The 15,074-nt window shown below is 53.9% G+C and carries 13 protein-coding genes and 1 pseudogene; 6 read left to right on the top strand and 8 right to left on the bottom strand.

The features are described from left to right. Positions 1-14: 14 nt before the first annotated feature. On the bottom strand, positions 15-2,804 hold the full coding sequence (polA, locus tag ACPGUT_RS02355) for a DNA polymerase I (RefSeq protein ID WP_423988636.1): 2,790 nt from the start codon (positions 2,802-2,804) through the stop codon (positions 15-17). A 102-nt stretch (positions 2,805-2,906) separates the two neighbouring features. Continuing rightward, positions 2,907-3,284, bottom strand: a complete 378-nt coding sequence (locus tag ACPGUT_RS02360) for a VOC family protein (RefSeq protein WP_423988637.1) — start codon at positions 3,282-3,284, stop codon at positions 2,907-2,909. Between the two features lie 52 nt (positions 3,285-3,336). Here ACPGUT_RS02360 and ACPGUT_RS02365 point away from each other — a divergent pair, with 52 nt between their 5' ends. Continuing rightward, positions 3,337-3,885: a winged helix-turn-helix transcriptional regulator gene (locus ACPGUT_RS02365; protein ID WP_423988638.1), complete on the top strand. Its 549-nt coding sequence runs from the start codon at positions 3,337-3,339 to the stop codon at positions 3,883-3,885. On the opposite strand, the gene ACPGUT_RS02370 is transcribed toward ACPGUT_RS02365, so the two are convergent. The 4 genes from ACPGUT_RS02370 to ACPGUT_RS02385 all read right to left on the bottom strand — a co-directional run bounded on the left by ACPGUT_RS02370 (position 3,873) and on the right by ACPGUT_RS02385 (position 6,790). After that, positions 3,873-4,559 (bottom strand): TIGR02117 family protein, encoded by a 687-nt coding sequence (locus ACPGUT_RS02370; protein WP_423988639.1) that lies wholly within the window; start codon positions 4,557-4,559, stop codon positions 3,873-3,875. The genes ACPGUT_RS02365 and ACPGUT_RS02370 overlap by 13 nt on opposite strands. Positions 4,560-4,564: 5 nt before the next feature. Then, positions 4,565-4,747, bottom strand: coding sequence for a zinc-finger domain-containing protein (locus tag ACPGUT_RS02375; protein ID WP_423988640.1), 183 nt, complete (start codon positions 4,745-4,747; stop codon positions 4,565-4,567). A 68-nt stretch (positions 4,748-4,815) separates the two neighbouring features. Continuing rightward, positions 4,816-5,193, bottom strand: coding sequence for an HIT domain-containing protein (locus tag ACPGUT_RS02380; RefSeq protein ID WP_423988641.1), 378 nt, complete (start codon positions 5,191-5,193; stop codon positions 4,816-4,818). A gap of 19 nt (positions 5,194-5,212) precedes the next feature. Continuing rightward, positions 5,213-6,790, bottom strand: a complete 1,578-nt coding sequence (locus tag ACPGUT_RS02385) for a DUF5928 domain-containing protein (protein WP_423988642.1) — start codon at positions 6,788-6,790, stop codon at positions 5,213-5,215. 148 nt (positions 6,791-6,938) lie between these two features. Between ACPGUT_RS02385 and ACPGUT_RS02390 the strand changes: the two genes are divergently transcribed. Continuing rightward, positions 6,939-7,757 carry a sulfotransferase family protein gene (locus ACPGUT_RS02390; RefSeq protein ID WP_423988643.1) on the top strand — a complete coding sequence of 273 codons (819 nt, stop codon included), beginning with the start codon at positions 6,939-6,941 and terminating at the stop codon, positions 7,755-7,757. A gap of 108 nt (positions 7,758-7,865) precedes the next feature. Here ACPGUT_RS02390 and clpA read toward each other — a convergent pair whose 3' ends face one another. Together clpA and gloB are read right to left on the bottom strand one after the other, a co-directional pair. After that, positions 7,866-10,193 carry an ATP-dependent Clp protease ATP-binding subunit ClpA gene (gene clpA / locus ACPGUT_RS02395; protein WP_423988644.1) on the bottom strand — a complete coding sequence of 776 codons (2,328 nt, stop codon included), beginning with the start codon at positions 10,191-10,193 and terminating at the stop codon, positions 7,866-7,868. Between the two features lie 226 nt (positions 10,194-10,419). After that, positions 10,420-11,190: a hydroxyacylglutathione hydrolase gene (gene gloB / locus ACPGUT_RS02400; protein WP_423988645.1), complete on the bottom strand. Its 771-nt coding sequence runs from the start codon at positions 11,188-11,190 to the stop codon at positions 10,420-10,422. An 88-nt stretch (positions 11,191-11,278) separates the two neighbouring features. Between gloB and ACPGUT_RS02405 the strand changes: the two genes are divergently transcribed. The 4 genes and pseudogenes from ACPGUT_RS02405 to ACPGUT_RS02420 all read left to right on the top strand — a co-directional run. Next, complete coding sequence (locus ACPGUT_RS02405; protein ID WP_423988646.1) at positions 11,279-11,950, top strand: DUF938 domain-containing protein; 672 nt, start codon at positions 11,279-11,281, stop codon at positions 11,948-11,950. Positions 11,951-12,022: 72 nt separating this feature from the next. Further along, a pseudogene (locus ACPGUT_RS02410) lies at positions 12,023-12,775 on the top strand (methyltransferase domain-containing protein); the annotation flags it as partial. Positions 12,776-13,803: 1,028 nt separating this feature from the next. Further along, entirely contained in the window at positions 13,804-14,370 is a 567-nt protein-coding gene (locus tag ACPGUT_RS02415; RefSeq protein ID WP_423988651.1) for a F0F1 ATP synthase subunit delta, read from the top strand. Continuing rightward, positions 14,370-15,074, top strand: a 705-nt coding sequence (locus ACPGUT_RS02420) for an HAS-barrel domain-containing protein (protein ID WP_423988647.1), incomplete at its 3' end; no start/stop codon positions are given. The genes ACPGUT_RS02415 and ACPGUT_RS02420, both read left to right, overlap by 1 nt.

A 15,074-nucleotide genomic window follows, 5' to 3' on the forward strand; every position in this document is an offset into this window, starting at 1 on the left:
CCCGTTTTTTGCGCTTAATGTGCCTCTGCCCAGTTTGCGCCTTGTCCGGCGTCGACAACCAGAGGCACGGACAATTTGACGGCCGGGTCTGCGGCATTTTCCATGATGTGACGCACGACGCCGACCACTTCGTCCACGGCGTTTTGATCGACTTCAAAGATCAATTCATCGTGGACCTGCAGCAGCATTTTGGCAGGCAGGCCCTGAATGGCGTCGGGCATGCGGATCATGGCGCGACGGATGACGTCGGCGGCGGTGCCCTGAATGGGGGCGTTGATCGCGGCGCGTTTGCCAAAGCCCGCGCGTGGGCCTTTTTCGGCGATACCGGGTGTGTGGATCTTGCGGCCAAACAGCGTCTGCACATAGCCGTGTTCCTTGGCGAATTCCACAGTCTGATCCATATAGGTGCGGATGCCAGGGAAGCGTTCAAAGTAGCGATCGATAAAGCCCTGGGCTTCTTTACGGGGGATGCGCAGGTTGCGCGCCAGGCCAAAGCCAGAGATGCCGTAGATGACGCCAAAGTTAATCGCCTTGGCCTGGCGGCGGATCATGGGATCCATGCCTTCAAGCGGCACGTCGAACATCTCAGATGCTGTCATGGCGTGAATGTCGTGACCCTGACGGAAAGCGTCTTTTAGGGCGTCAATTCCGGCGATGTCAGCCAGAATGCGCAATTCGATCTGGCTGTAATCGAGGCTGATCAGAACTTTGCCTTCCTGTGCGATAAAGGCTTCGCGGATGCGGCGACCTTCCTCAGATCGTACGGGAATGTTCTGCAGGTTTGGATCGGTTGAGGCCAGACGACCGGTGCTGGCGCCTGCAATGGAATATGAGGTGTGCACACGGCCCGTGTCGGGATTGATGTGATCCTGCAAGGCGTCGGTGTAGGTTGATTTCAGTTTTGACAATTGCCGCCAATCAAGAACCAGCGCGGGCATTTCATGTTCCGTGGCCAGATCTTCGAGAATATCAGCACCGGTCGCATAAGCCCCTGTTTTGCCTTTCTTACCGCCGGGCAGTTCAAGATCGTCAAACAGGATTTCGCCCAGCTGTTTGGGGGAACCCACATTGAAAGGGCGGCCTGCTTTTTCGTGAATCTCAGCTTCAAGCCCGGCCATTTTCTGGGCGAAGGTGTTGGACATGCGGGACAGGGCGTCGCGATCAACCTCAATCCCGTGCATTTCCATTTCAGCCAACACAGGCACAAGCGGGCGTTCCAGTTTTTCGTAAACCTTCGTGACCTGTTTTTCATGCAGTTGTGGTTTGAACATCTGCCACAGACGCAGGGTGATGTCGGCGTCTTCCGCCGCATATTTCACCGCGTCGGCGACAGGAACCTTGTCAAATGTGATCGCGGATTTACCGGTGCCGAGCAGCGATTTGATCGGGATCGGTTTGTGATCAAGGTAGCGTTCGCTGAGCGTGTCCATGCCGTGATTGTGCAAGCCGCCGTGCAGGGCGTAGGACAGCAGCATCGTGTCATCAATCGGGGCCACGGAAACGCCATATCGTTTGAAGATCTTGGCGTCATATTTCATGTTCTGGCCGATTTTCACAATCGCCGGATCTTCCAGCATGGGGCGCAACATGGATAGCGCCTCTTCCAGATCCATCTGATCTTCGGCCACAGCTTCGGTTGCGAAAAGATCGTCGCCCCCATCCGCGATATGGGCCAGAGGGATGTAGCAGGCTTCGCCCGCCTCAACACAGAGAGAGATCCCCACCAGATCCACCAGCATTTCGTTCAGACCCGTGGTTTCCGTGTCCACAGCGACCCAGCCACGGGCGTAGATTTTGTCGATCCAGGTCTGCAGACCCGCAGCGTCTTTCACCCATTCATAGGTGTCGGGATCAAAGCCCTTTGTTTCAGGCGCGGCGGAATTGGCGGCGGGGGCATCAGGGATGGCCGGGGCTTCGAGGCCCAGTTTGTTTGCGATACGCGTGGACAGCGTGCGGAATTCCATATCCGCAAGAAAGCCGAGCAGATCCTCCGCAACCGGGGCCTTCATTTCGAGGCTTTCCAGGGTGAAGTCGAGATCCATGTTCTGATCAAGTTCCACAAGGCGTTTGGAGATCCGGATCAGGTCGGCGTTTTCAATCAGGCTGGCGCGGCGTTTGGGTTGTTTGATTTCTTCCGCACGTTCCAGAAGGGTTTCCAGATCGCCATATTCATTGATCAGAAGCGCGGCGGTTTTAATGCCGATACCGGGCGCGCCTGGCACGTTGTCGACGCTATCGCCCGCCAGTGCCTGAACATCGACCACGCGATTGGGGCCAACGCCGAATTTTTCTTCAACACCCTCACTGTCGATGCGCTTGTTCTTCATCGGGTCGACCATTTCAACGCCGCCGCCGACCAGCTGCATCAGGTCTTTGTCGGAGCTGATGATCGAGACACGGCCACCGGCTTCGCGTCCTTGGCGGGCGAGGGTGGCGATAATGTCATCGGCTTCAAAGCCTTCGACCTCAATGCAGGCCAGGTTGAAGGCGCGTGTCGCGTCACGGGTTAGGGGAAATTGCGGGCGCAGATCTTCGGGGGCAGGGGGACGGTTCGCTTTGTATTTGTCGTAAATGTCATCGCGAAAGGTTTTGCCCTTGTGGTCAAAGACGACGGCCACATGGGTTGGCGCATCATGGCCGGCGCTTTCTTCGACCACTTTCATCAGCATGTTACAGAAACCAGAAACAGCGCCAATGGGCAGCCCGTCAGATTTACGCGTCAATGGGGGCAGCGCGTGATAGGCCCGGAAGATAAATGCCGATCCATCGATCAGATGCAGGTGACAGCCTTCGCCAAATGACATGTTAACACTCCCGGTTTGCGCGTTTCTCTGTTCATGCCATGTTCCGCGCCCGGGGACCAGCCCACGTGCGGAGAGAGAGCGGTAAAAAGCGCAGGTTCCGGGTTACGCACCGTCGGTCAGATCCTGGGCAAGCATCAGCGCATTGCCATCCGGATCATAGAAGGTGGCGGTTTTGACCATGCCTTCAATCACCTCGGTCGGGCCGTCGAATTTTACGCCGGCACCCTCAAGTGCTGTGCGCGCGGTATCAATGTCATCAATGCCAAAAACCGGAACAGAGTTACCCGGCGCAGGTTTGGTATGTTCCCCAAAGCCAATTGTAACACCGTTGGTTTTTGTTGCCATTTCAGACCAGCCTGCGTCATCCGCATGGTAGAGCAACGTGAAGCCAAGCTTTTCGGCGTACCAAGTGGCGCTGACGTGCCGGTCAGAGACAGAAAACGCAAGGGTGACCGTATCTTTCAGATCAATAAGGGGCATGAGGTTTCCTTTGAGGCTTTTCGTGAATCATAAAATATAGTAACTATAGATTATGAACATAAATTCATTTGTCAACATTACTGCGCGGGCCTGGAGCCTGCCTATTCTGGCGAAGCTGCATGATGGGGTGGCTGGACGTCAGGCGCCTTTGCTGACGGCGACGGGGGCAGGGCGTTCTGCTTTTGGGCAAAGTCTTGCGCATCTGATGGAACTGGAGCTGCTGGAGCGAAACCCAGGCCATGGCCATCCGCTGCGTCCGGAGTTTCGTTTGACAGATACAGGAAGGGTTGCCGCGGAGCTGGCGCATCAGGTTTACAGCCAGGCAAAGGTGGCGGATCAGGATCTTTTGCGCAAATCCTGGACCTTGCCTGTGCTGACGGCTTTGCATTCTACTGGGCAGTTTTCCGCGATCCGCCGGGGGTTGCCCCGCATCACAGATCGGGCCTTATCACAATCGCTGAAACTGTTGGAAGACAGGCGTTGGGTGCAGCGTGGGATTGAAGAAAACAGTCGCCCCTTGCGCCCGGTTTATAGGGCGGTGAATGCCGGGGGAGTGATCAGTGATATAACCGGTGCGGCTGTCCGGTTTCAGACGCCCTGATGTTCCTTCAGAGACAGGCCAAAGGACCAGGTGGTTGGTGTCCAGACGCCAAAGCGGACGCCAGCGTTGCGCAGTTGGTCCCCGAGCCAGACGTTGCAGGTGCGCAATGCGCTGAAATGGCCTTTGGCGTGAAAGAAGCGGTCGGACTGGGTGAAACCCGGGTGATCTAAGACCTGGGCCTTGCCAAATGTATCGCGGCTGAAGCTGTTGCTGATGGATGCGAGTAAGCTGTTGTATTGCACATGGGTCAGTGACAGACGGCGTATCGCGGCGTTTTCATGCAATTCCCCCAGGGCATCGACACGCAAAACGGCATTATCCCCGGTGATTGCGCGCAGGACGTCGCCAGCTTTGACATCGGCGTAAGTGCCCGCACTTGTATAGAATTGTTCTGCCCCCCAGCCGATCAGAAACCATTCCACACCTGGATGATCGGTGGGGATGCCGGCAGGCTGGGTGAAGCGCAGGGTGCGGCGTGTCTGGGGATCTGCCGGAAGCAGGATATCATAGTGAATTTTGCCGCCCACCAGCAACACATCGGTGGTGCCGGTGGCGTAGGGGGTGGCTGTGTTGGCGGGGATCAGCCCGCCCAACATGCCAAAAAACAGCCAGAGAAATACAATTTTCAATGCAAGGCGTGTGCCAAGTAGAGGAAATCGAAGAAGCTTTAGCACCGTGTTCAGGAGGCCTGATCAGCCATGGATTTGTGGATGATTTTCTTGTCGCAATATCCGCATTCCACAACGCCCGTGTCATGGGGGATCTGTAGCCAGACGCGAGGATGGCCAAGTGCGCCTTCGCCGCCGTCACAGGCGACTTTCCAGCTGTCTACGATCTCGGTTTCGGGTGCTTTGGTGGTCATCGGTGTTTTCCCGGTTCTGGCTGTGGTTGGACCTGTGATAGCAGCGCGATGACGCGCCGCCAAGGGGGTCAGGCTTTTTGCAGCATGCGGCCTAGTGGACGACCTGCGAGAATATGCACATGAAGATGGAGCACTTCCTGCACGCCGTCTTCGCCCGCATTGGAAATACAGCGGTATCCGTTGCCTGCGTCATCTGCCAGCCCAAGGATTTTGCAAACCTCACCCAGAGCACGGGTGAAGCCAACAATTTCGGCATCGCTGGCCGCATTTGCGAAGTGGTCCTGACAGACATAAGGGCCTTTGGGGATCACCAGCACATGGTCGGGCGCCTGCGGATAAAGATCGCGAAAGGCCAGTGCATGTTCGTTTTCAAACACGGTGTTGTTCGGAATTTCCCCACGAAGGATCTTCGCGAAGATGTTCTGATCGTCATATGTATTGGCCATTTTTGAACTCTCTTCGGCGTTAGTCGGCAAACAAATGTGGTGCGCGGACAATTTCGGTTGCGGTGTCCGGCTGGCAGTGAAGGAAGTTGGCGACGGACTGTATGTTTTCTTCTTCGGTTGCGGATTCGCGCATCCGGAAGAAATCGGCAAACAGGGCATCGCGGATTTCGTCACTTTCCTGCAAAACGTCACGACGGATGGTTGGCAGAAGCCGGGAAATGGTTTGATCTGATGTCATTTCCCCGGCCAGCCCGACACGTTTTGCATGCCCAGCCAGGTAGTCTTCGGAGAAGTTACATTCCAGTTCCAGCAGGCGCGTGTTGGATCGGTCGGCATAGAAATCCTTGATCAGATCCAAGTTCTTTGGATCAAGGCAGATCACCATGCGATCAGATTGGTAATAATCCAGCAGCATCCGGGTCAGGGCGCGGCGGTGACGTGTTCGTTTTCCAAGTGTGCCTTCAATCCCGCCAAGATCGGGCAGGGCCGTGTTTTCTTCATAAAAGAGATATTCCACGGCGGGCAGGTCACTGTGTTTGCGAATGGCTTCGACAAACCGTTTGGCCACATGCCATTTTTTGCAGGTCACGATGTAAAGTGTGCGGTCACGTCCCAGAGAACTTTCTGTTTCCCAGAACCGGGGGGCAAATCGGCGGCCGATTCGGCCGCGTCTGGCCAGAAAACGATACAGGCTGCGCCCTTCGTTAGAGATTTGAAATTCCTGTTCTTCGCTGGCCCAGAGATCCCCGAGACGCCGTTTCAGTTCCCGTGCGCCAGGGCTGATTTTGCGGGCGAAAAGGAAATCTTGGCTGAGCATAAGATCGTAGTGATCATTATAGAATGTCACCGGCATCCCGTAATCTGAGAACATCAGAAACGTCAGGGTCCGGCTTTCAATGTCCTCAGAGGGTACCAGGTGGCGGACCAAGGTTTGGAAGAAGGTTTCATCCGGGATCCATGTGGTTTTGAAGAACTTCAGAACTTCGGGATGCTCACGACAATATTGAAGCACAGCCTCAACGGTAGCGCGGCGTAGACACCACCACTGACTGCCAATCATGACCTGGAGATCATTCGGCACGCTGCGCGTCATGCCCAGTTTACGTTGCAGGTTGAAAGACGTGTAGAACAGCTTTTTTTGCGTGCGTTCGTTGAAGAAATGCCGGTAGATCAGGCGTTCTTCTTTCATGCCTGTTTTGATCCAGTCGCTGGCAAAATAATCAAAGCTTTCAATATAGTCACAATCCCTGTCGTCCAGGAATTCATGGGCATATCCTGCGGTTTTGATTGCCATGCAATCGCCGGACAGCATGTAAAAATGCGTCGCTCGTGGGAAGGCTTTTTCAGCGGCTTCGGTGGCGTATAGTGTGGCCTGAACCAAAGACCATTCGCCCCAACCGCATTTGATTCGTTTTTTGGCAAAGGTCACGCCGGGGTTATCGGCCAGAGCGGTTTTAATCTTACGGAAATGTTCCGGATTCGCGCGCGCATCAAAATGGATAGACATATAATCGCCGGCCGCGGTTAGGCGTTCGGCTTGTTTAATAATGGCTTCCGGATCTTTATGGCAAAGCAAAATGAAGGCAATTTTCGACATTTTAGTGACAGAAACCTCAGGTAACGGGCCGGGAAACAAAGATATTAGGTTCAGCCGTTGTATCCTGGGCTGATTTTTGCTTTTTTATACACAATTGCAGGATAAGAACAGAGAGTATCTGCAGCGTTAATCAGGAGGCAAGTTAAATATGGGTTTCCCAGGAACCTGGATGACCGAGAGCGAAAGTGTCGTTTATCGTGTTGTACCAAAATGTGCCTGCTCGACCATTGGTCAGGTCATGTATTATTCCGACCACGGCGAATTTTTTGATGGCGACATCCACGATGCCAAAGGCCGGATGCATAAATGGTCATTGGATCAGAGCAAGCCTTTGATCGAAGCCAATGTTGCGTCGCATAAATCCTATGCCTTCACCTGTGTGCGCAATCCTTATACCCGTGTTCTGAGCTCATTTTTTGACAAAATTTGCGGAATTCAGCGAAATGGCAAGCGTTACCGTGGTAATTTGGTTCCGCTGTTGATCCAGAAATACGGGATTGAAGTTGGCGATCCGGAAACCGGGTTTGAGTTCGATCAGATCCAGAGCTTTCGCCGCTTTCTGCTGTTTGTTCGTGACACCATTCGTTGGCGTCGTCCGATGGATCCGGATATCCACTGGTCCGCGATGTCGGGGCATGTGTCCACGTTTATTGCCAACGGCGGACGCTATGACAATATTTTCTTCACTGAGAAGTTTAACGAGGGCATGCAAAGCGTGCTGGATGCGATCGAAACCCCGCATCCGGTTGATTTGACATCGATCCCGCGTTTTAACGAAAGCGAAGGCCACGGCCCGAAACGTGCGCATCCCGTTGAAGATTATTTTGATGATCTGTCGATGCACCTGATCTGGGAAATCTATCACCGTGATTTCAAACTGTTCCAATACAGCTTTGATGATCCGTCGAATAAGATGCCAATTGGCGAAGTAGATCTGGATGAAGTTCACGCCAAATTGGGTGAATAACAGTTGAAGATTGAATGACAAAAAGCCCCGCCAGAAATGACGGGGCTTTTTGTTGTGTAAGGGTGCCTATCCTGGGCTGAATATTGCCTGAAGCGCGGTCTGCCTGACCTATTCAGCTGTCAGAAGATGGGGCGATTTTCCGGAAAGCTGGCGTGTTTCCTGTGGCAAAGTCTGAAGATCGAGTTCGCCTTTTTTCACGGTTACACGTACGACCCCCCCTTTGGCCAGAGATCCAAATAGCAGTTCTTCGGCCAGAGGTTTCTTGATGTGTTCTTGAATCACGCGGCCCAATGGACGCGCCCCCATTTTCGCATCATACCCTCTTTCGCCCAGCCAGGCGGCGGCGGCTGGTGTCAGTTCAAAGGTTACATTGCGATCCATCAGTTGGGCTTCCAGCTGCAGAACAAATTTCTCTACAACCTTCAGAATGACGTCTTTGCCCAGCGGTGCAAAGCTGACCACAGCGTCGAGACGGTTGCGGAACTCAGGGCTGAACATGCGTTCAATCGCGGCTGTATCTTCGCCTTCACGGCGATCACGACCGAAACCAACAGCTTCCTTCGCCTGTTCCGTGGCACCGGCATTGGATGTCATGATCAAAATGACATTGCGGAAGTCGACCGTGCGACCATTGTGGTCAGTCAACTGGCCGTTATCCATAACCTGCAATAGAATGTTGAAGACATCCGGGTGCGCTTTTTCGATCTCATCCAGTAAAAGAACGCAATGTGGGTGTTGATCCACGCCATCGGTCAACAGACCGCCCTGATCAAACCCGACATAGCCGGGAGGGGCGCCAATCAGGCGGGAAACGGCGTGTTTTTCCATGTATTCAGACATATCGAAACGCAGCATTTCAACGCCAAGAGTGCTGGACAGTTGTTTTGCAACTTCGGTTTTGCCAACACCGGTTGGGCCTGCAAATAAGTAGTTCCCAATGGGTTTTTCTGGTTCACGCAGGCCTGCGCGGGCCAGTTTGATCGCGCTGGACAGCGTTTCAATTGCTGTGTCCTGCCCAAAGACCACGCGTTTCAGAGATGTTTCAAGATCGCGCAGAACTTCGGCATCATCCTTGGATACATTTTTCGCAGGAATGCGGGCGATTTTGGAGACCACGGCCTCTATTTCTTTGGTGCCAATGGTTTTACGGCGTTTGCTTTCCGCCACCAGATGTTGCGCGGCACCTGCCTCATCGATCACATCAATCGCTTTGTCGGGCAATTTACGATCCGTGATATAGCGGGCGGACAGTTCAACCGCTGATTTGATCGCGTCCAGCGTATAGCGGATTTCGTGATGTTCTTCGAAATAGGGTTTCAGCCCCTTTAGGATTTTGATTGAATCCGCAACAGAAGGTTCATTCACGTCGATTTTTTGGAAACGACGGGCCAGGGCGCGGTCTTTTTCAAAATGTTGACGGAATTCTTTATAAGTGGTGGATCCCATGCAGCGCAGTTTCCCGCCCTGAAGTGCGGGTTTCAGAAGGTTGGAGGCATCCATCGCCCCGCCAGATGTCGCACCCGCCCCGATTATTGTGTGAATTTCGTCGATAAACAGCACTGCATTTGGATGTTCTTCCAGCTCTGTCATGACGGCTTTTAGGCGTTCTTCGAAATCACCGCGGTACCGGGTGCCCGCAAGAAGCGCCCCCATATCAAGGGAATAGATCGTTGTTTCTGAAAGAATTTCTGGTGTTTCACCCTGCACGATCTTTCGCGCAAGCCCTTCTGCAATGGCCGTTTTCCCAACGCCGGGATCGCCGACCAGCAAGGGGTTGTTTTTGCGGCGGCGGCAGAGAACCTGAACACAACGTTCAACTTCATGTTCGCGCCCGATCAGAGGGTCAACTTCGCCCTCAGATGCTTTGTGATTGAGATCAACACAATATTTGGAAAGCGCGGTTTCTTTTTCTTCGGCAGCGGCTTCGGTAAACCCATCGCCTTCTTCATGGGGCAGGCCTGCACCGGCAAGGGGGCGATCTTCGCTGAAATCTGGATCTTTTGCCATGCCATGGGCGATAAAGTTTACCGCGTCATAGCGGCTCATGTCTTGTGCCTGCAGGAAATAAACGGCGTTGCTTTCGCGTTCGGCAAAGATAGCGACCAGCACGTTGGCGCCCGTAACTTCTGTGCGGCCAGAAGATTGTACGTGGATTGCTGCACGCTGGATCACACGTTGGAAGGCGGCGGTTGGAACGGCTTCAGATCCTTCCGTTTCGGTGATCAGGCCTGCCAGTTCGTCGTCAATGAAATCCTGCAGTTCCCCGCGCAAAATATCCAAATTCACTTCACAGGCCTGCAAGACGCGTGCGGCATCTGGTTCTTCGACCAGGGCCAGAAGTAAGTGTTCTAATGTCGCAAACTCATGCTGTCGCGCATTGGCAAGCGCCAGGGCTGCGTGGATCGACTGCTCTAGTGTCGCTGTAAATGAAGGCATGGCGATGGGCTCCTTATCCTTCTGGCCGTAGGGGGCGCGACAATGATTGACTGCGCTTCCCTTTAGCATGACCGCTCTGTGTTAAAGTTCGGTTGTGATTACGGCCGATACAAGTGCTTTTTGTTCAAATATTGTCACATTCAGTGATTTATTCGCGAATTGCCCGGAAAAATCGGGCCTGACAAAAGAATTATAGCACGAAAATACCACAACCCGCCGGGATTTTTCAGAAATTATCCTTCTGACGGCGGATCGCAGCGAAGACCTGTGCAGCATTCGCATCCTCGCCAAGGCCTGAGGACATGCGCAATGCGGGCTGATCGCAGCGCAGGAACGGGTTTGTCGCAAATTCCTGCTGCAAAGTGGCAACAGCGGTTACATCATCATTTGCGCGTTTCTGTAGGTTTTCAGCGACGCGTGCCTGAACCGCAGGATTGTCACCATCAACGCTGAGCGCAAAAGCCCCATTGCCAGCACTATATTCATGTCCGGAATAGATCATCGTGTCCTGGGGCAGGGCGGCCAGTTTTTGCAGGCTTTCAAACATGATTTCCGGGCTGCCTTCAAACAAGCGCCCACACCCAAAGGCCATGAGGCTGTCGCCTGTGAATGCGGCTTGTTCTTGTGGCAGATAAAAGGCGATGTGGCCGATGGTGTGGCCGGAAACGTCGATCACCTGACAGGGGCTGCCTGCGAGGGTAAACTGATCCCCTTCATTCACTTCCAGATCGAGGGGGGGCAGGCGATGGGCATCAGCCTTTGCGCCGATAATTTTCGCACCACTTGCGGCCTGTAACGCGGCAACACCGTCGATGTGATCCGGATGATGATGGGTCAGTAGAATATGTGTCAGGGTCCAGCCCCGCGCGTCAAGTGCATCCTGCACGGGCGCAGCTTCGGGTGCATCCACCAACACGGTTTCGCCGGTGTCCCTGTTATGGAGGAGCGAAAAGTAGTTGTCGGCAAGGGCGGTCAGGGTGACGATTTCCAGAGACATGCGGGGTCCTTCACAGCAGATGTTGTCTCAAGACTTGCCCAAATCCGGGGGAGGTGCAACAGATGGCGTATTGAAAAAGGACAGCCTGATGAAGAAACCTTTGATTTTGCCTGACAGCCCACATCTTCAAGATCGCGAAGCCGACGGACGTCTTCATGCCCCATCAGCCGAGCGCAACCTTGCGCCGATCAAAGAGGTGCTGGCAGATCTGCTGCCCCAAGGCGGTGATGTATTGGAACTGGCCAGTGGGACAGGGCAACATATTGCAGATTTTGCGGCGACGTGGCCGGATCTGGTATGGCATCCAAGTGATATCGAGGAAGAACGCCTGATCAGTATTCAAGCTTGGCGCGAGAAGGTGCAATTACCGAATTTGGGTGAAGTACGGGAATTTGATGCGGTGACCGGCTGGGGGGCTTTGAATGAGACCTACGACTTTATTTATGTTGTGAACCTTTTGCATCTGATTCCGGATGCCGCCGCTGCCAGCGTGCTGGCGGGTATGGCGCAGGCGCTGAACCCAGGGGGGCGCATGATGGTATATGGCCCGTTTAGGGATGCAGGCGCTTTTCGCAGTGAGGGGGATGCAAAGTTTCACGCCAGCCTAATCAGTCAGGACACATCGATTGGCTATAAGGATGCGCAATGGGTGCGTGGGCAGATGGTGAATGCAGGGCTGAGCGATGTGTCTGAACTGCTGATGCCTGCGAATAATCTGATCCTGCATGCGCAGCGCGGTGCCCGAAGCATTTCTGTTTAACGCAAGGCCGGTTGCGTCGCTTGCGTGGACTGGCTTAAGCTTTGCTGATGATCTGACTGGAATGAGTGCCCGATGCATCTTGATGTTCTTGACCTTCGTGAATTTTATTACCGCAGTCTTTTGGGACGCGCGGCACAAAAAGGTGTGCGGGACAGGCTGACGCAGCTTTGGACGCCACAGGATGTGGCCGGGCAGACGGTTGTTGGTTTTGGTTTTGCGGTACCTCTTTTGCGCCCTTACCTGCCCACAGCAAGACGTGTCACCGGACTTATGCCTGCGCAACAGGGGGTGATGTCTTGGCCTGCCGGGATGCCGAATGTTTCGGTTTTGACCGAAGAAACCATGTGGCCGATTGAAACTGGATCTGTAGATCGTCTGGTTGTGATGCACGGGCTTGAAACATCTGATCGCCCGAAGACCCTGTTGGATGAATGCTGGCGTGTGCTGGGGCCTGGCGGGAAGGCGATTTTTGTTGTGCCCAACCGGGCGGGTCTGTGGGCGCGGCGTGATGGTACACCTTTTGGCTATGGTCGCCCCTATAGCAACAGCCAGCTTGAGGCCCAGTTGAAGGCGCATGATTTTGTTCCCGGTCGCCATCTGTCGGCCCTGTTTGCACCGCCCAGCGACAAACGTTTCTGGCTGCGCAGTACGACATTTTGGGAAAGATTCGGCAAAGCGGCCCCTTGGCTGGCCGGAGGTGTTCTTTTGGTTGAAGCGAAGAAACAAATGTTGGCCCCACGCCCTCCGGGTCTTGTGGATCGGGCGCGCAAGCCTTTGCGTGTGTTGGAAGGGTTGGTTGCGCCAGAGGTTAAACCGATTGGGCGATGTCCGTTAGAGCCGCGCGCAGAATTTTCGGATCTCGCACGCAACCTCGACGGGCATAGCCTGAAGCAGGAAGTGGGGGCCGGGAAGGATGCACAGGGGAATGTTCTGGTGCCGAAACCCTTTCCGCGTCCGGCGGGATAACAGGCTGTCATACTGGGCTGATATTGCGAAAAGCTTTAAACCGGTTGAATATTTCCGATCAAGGTCAGGACGATACCGCAGAACCTGCTGCAAGCGTTTCACTATAATGTGCTTTGGCAGTGTTTTTAGGATGGTCAGTAGGTCTTTTCTGGCAGAGGTGTTACCCCATCGACCAAACCCCACCCAGATTAACGAATGCCGGAAACCCGGTGCGGACAAAGGAATGAACTTTGCGAGATGCGCAATAAAGGCAGGCAGCCTGCGGGGCGGCGTGATGAAACTGCCAACCCAGACAATGCCACGTAATCCTGGGGGGGGATCTGTCGCGAGTAAATGGGCCAGGGGGCCGGAAAATGATTCTGCGATCAGAATGTAGTTGCCATCCACGGTCTGCAGTTTTTCACGAACCCACAGCAGCATGTTCTGGTAGTCAGAACGATCGCGGGGATAATGAAAGCAATCAGCGTCAAAGTCCAGGGCCAATGCTGCAATAAAAGCGTCGCGCAGGGCAGGGTGCCCATCCAGGCCTGGAAGGATGATGATTTTCATGTCCATGTATGCTGCATAGCGTATCGTCTTCGTGAAATCAGTCGATTGTTTCGGGAAAGGACGAAATGTCCTGATCAGGGAATCGCCTGATGTTAGATGTGGATTGTCATGCCGAAAAATGCCGCATTACCCATGGCAAAGCGTCGCACCTGACCGCATGCAGCAAAAAATCTTCCCAAAAAGTAAAAGCCTTCCACAAGAGATAGCGCAAACTCTGTTGCGACAACGGGTCACCTCTGCTACATCGACTTCGATTTTGTGTGCAGGGGATCCTGTGCGCTTCACGCCGCTTGTTTGCTGTTCACCTCCGAATGGCGCAGGCTTATGACATCGGAAGGGTGGACGTGTCTGAATCTGCTTCTGTCTCCACTGGCATCGCTAACCGCTATGCCACGGCCATTTTTGAACTGGCCAGTGAAAGCAAGAAACTCAAGCCGCTGGAAAGCGATCTTGATGCGCTGGGCGCACTTCTTGCAGAAAACGGCGAATTCGCCGACCTGATCAATTCGCCGGTTTACACCCGCGAAGAGCAAGGCGCCTCTGTGGGCGCCATCGCTAAAAAAATGAAACTTTCCCCTGCAGTTGCAAATGCGCTGAGCCTGATGGCTTCGAAGCGTCGCTTGTTTGTGCTGCCACAGCTGATCAGCGCCCTGCGTGCTATGATTGCTGATGCCAAGGGTGAAATGACTGCGGATGTGACCAGTGCGAAGGCGCTGACCAAAGCCCAGTCCGAAAAGCTTGCCAAAGTGCTTAAGGGCACTGTCGGTAAAGACGTCAAAGTTAATGCGACCGTTGATAAGGATCTTATCGGCGGTCTTATTATTAAAGTGGGCTCGCAGATGATCGATACGTCGGTTGCCTCCAAGCTCGCAGCACTCCAGAATTCAATGAAAGAGGTCGGATAATGGGAATCCAGGCAGCCGAAATCTCTGCGATCCTTAAGGAGCAGATCAAAAACTTTGGCCAGGACGCCGAAGTTGCCGAGGTGGGCCGTGTGCTCTCCGTTGGTGACGGTATTGCGCGTGTACACGGTTTGGATAACATCCAGGCTGGTGAAATGGTCGAATTCCCTGGTGGGATCCGCGGCATGGCGCTGAACCTTGAAACTGACAACGTTGGTGTTGTTATTTTCGGTTCTGACCGTGACATTAAAGAAGGCGACACAGTTAAGCGTACCAACGCGATTGTGGACGTTCCAACAGGTGACGCACTGCTTGGTCGCGTTGTTGACGGTCTGGGCAACCCGATCGACGGCAAAGGCCCAATCAAAACCAAAACACGTGCGATTGCTGACCAGAAAGCCCCTGGCATTATCCCACGTAAATCAGTTCACGAGCCAATGGCGACGGGTCTGAAATCTGTTGATGCGATGATCCCAGTTGGCCGTGGCCAGCGTGAGCTTATCATTGGTGACCGTGCTACTGGCAAGACCACTATCGCGATTGATACTATCATTTCCCAGTCCAACCAAAACAAGGCTGCTGAGGCAGGCAAGCTTCCTGGCTTCAAGCCAATGAAGTGTATCTACGTAGCGATTGGTCAGAAGGCTTCCAACGTTGCTCGTATTATTGCTACTCTCGAAGAAGCTGGTGCAATGGAGTACACAACT

Origin of the sequence: Halocynthiibacter sp. (assembly GCF_049608145.1) — a bacterium.
In the GTDB taxonomy this organism is placed as follows: Bacteria; Pseudomonadota; Alphaproteobacteria; order Rhodobacterales; family Rhodobacteraceae; genus Halocynthiibacter.